The sequence below is a fragment of the Marinospirillum sp. genome (assembly GCF_014859565.1).
On record NZ_JACUUA010000408.1, the window covers coordinates 1 to 1860 of the forward strand.

Sequence of the window (1860 nt, forward strand, 5' to 3'; positions counted from 1 at the left end):
CCATGAATGGCACCCAGCGCCTGCAGATCCTCTGGTCTATTGATCCGGTCACCCCGGATGCTGGCATTAGGATTCTTGAGGTACTGCAACAAAACAACCTCCAAAACCTCACCATGTTTATCAACCTGAGTCACACAAGCCAGATAACCATTTTTATACACCAGCCTGCTGCCAACGGGTCTCAAGCCGTAACGCTTGATAAAACGTTTCAACATGGGTTTATCGAACCACTCATCATGCTGATAAACCCATTTATAAGCGTCGCGCCAACGCATGGAGGGGTCGTGATAACAATGCACCAGACAATCCAGCACTTTGGCAACACTGATCATTCTGGACAGGGGGTCGAGCTGTTCGGCTTCAAGTCCACGCGGATAACCAGAACCATCCAGCCGTTCATTGGCATTAACCAGCAGAGACTCACCTATGGATGGAGAAATCCAGTGGAGTTTTGCCGCAGCTCGCAGCAGATGAATCTGGTTTTGTTTCATCTGGCGCAGGGTTTCATGGGATTGTTTTTGTGGGTTAAAACACGGCTGGCGGCTGACAAAGAGTTTACCCAGATCATGTAGTAACAAGGACACCATCACCTGCAGTTCCTGACCTCGTGCCAGACCGATCTTGAAGGCCAGCGGGAAGCAGAAGGTTGCCACACGCAGGGTATGCAGCAATATCGAGTTGATTCCGGGATTCGGGAGTTGCAGCGCCAGACGAATGGCATTTTCGTTGTTATCGAGTAGCTCAATCAACCTCATTGCCAGAGGTTTCATCCGGTCGGCATCCAGCTTGTGCAGGCCGCTGAGCCTTAAAACCTGTAAAGCTAGCTGATCTGCGAGCTGTTGAATGATGTCCGCATATCCGGTGGGCATTAGCAGTTCTGCATCAGTTTGTTCATGACGAGTTTTGCGTTTTGCTTGCTCGGCTTTTTTCTCGGGTCGCTGAAACAGACGAGAAGGGAACTTGGAGACACGTTGCACGTTGGTGAGGCGGGCTATTTCTCTTTCCGCTTCCAGAGTGTAATGAAAAAAGCGTCGCTCATCATCGGGTGATTCATGGGCAAAGTGGCACCCTACCTGGGCGTGTAAAAAGCCCTCATCGGGCTGCAAATAGGTCAGCTCAAACGGGGTGGTGACTGACTCACCGTTGGGAAATATCAGGCTGCATTTTGGAGTTTCGCTAAAAGGCTGCAGCAGATGTAACGCGGCCTGGGGTGGTAGAGCCATTCTGCAGCCACCGGCGGACAAATCTTCAAGCTGACCCAGTAGATCCAGACCGGGAAGATGCAAGCGAGCCTGAATTTTTACTCTGGATTCCAGATACACCCGAAAAAACTCACGGTGAAACACCTTGCTGAAGTATGCAGGTAAAACCAGCGTCAGCTGCAGTTTTTCAGCGCCAAGAGCCGTATGTAACACATCCAGCGGATCACTTTCGTACAAGAGGTTGCGGTGTTTAATATACAGGCGAAACAGACTCCAGCGTGCTAAAAAGCCTATCTGTTGTTCATCACCACTCAGCTGTACCTTGATTTGCCCATGCTCCCGATCAAACTGCAGATGAGTGACAGGCCAGGGTTCATCCAAGGCGGTCTGATCATCACGGACTAAAGGCTGAATTTTAATACCACCCTGCTGAATTGCCGTATCCATCGCACGGCGTAAAAGTGTACCGGTCAGGCGCTCATCTTGTTGTTGCTGTTTATTTTTATCCACTCGGTTGCTCCCTGAGCTGTTTGCTCCAGCATAACTTTAATCTTCTTCCGAAGCATCCGCCCAGGGTGCCTGCCAGTCTTGTTTCTGGTTCTGTTCTTGCCAGGCTTCGTCTTCTTCGTGTAGGTAAATACGAGTGGTTGCCAGGCTG

1 protein-coding gene is annotated in these 1860 nt (G+C 50.4%); it reads right to left on the reverse strand.

What is annotated here, in order from left to right; translation table 11 throughout:
• A partial coding sequence (locus IBX50_RS20280) for an HD domain-containing phosphohydrolase (protein ID WP_292258201.1) occupies positions 1 to 1712 on the reverse strand: 1712 nt, incomplete at its 3' end.
• Positions 1713 to 1860 lie beyond the last annotated feature (148 nt).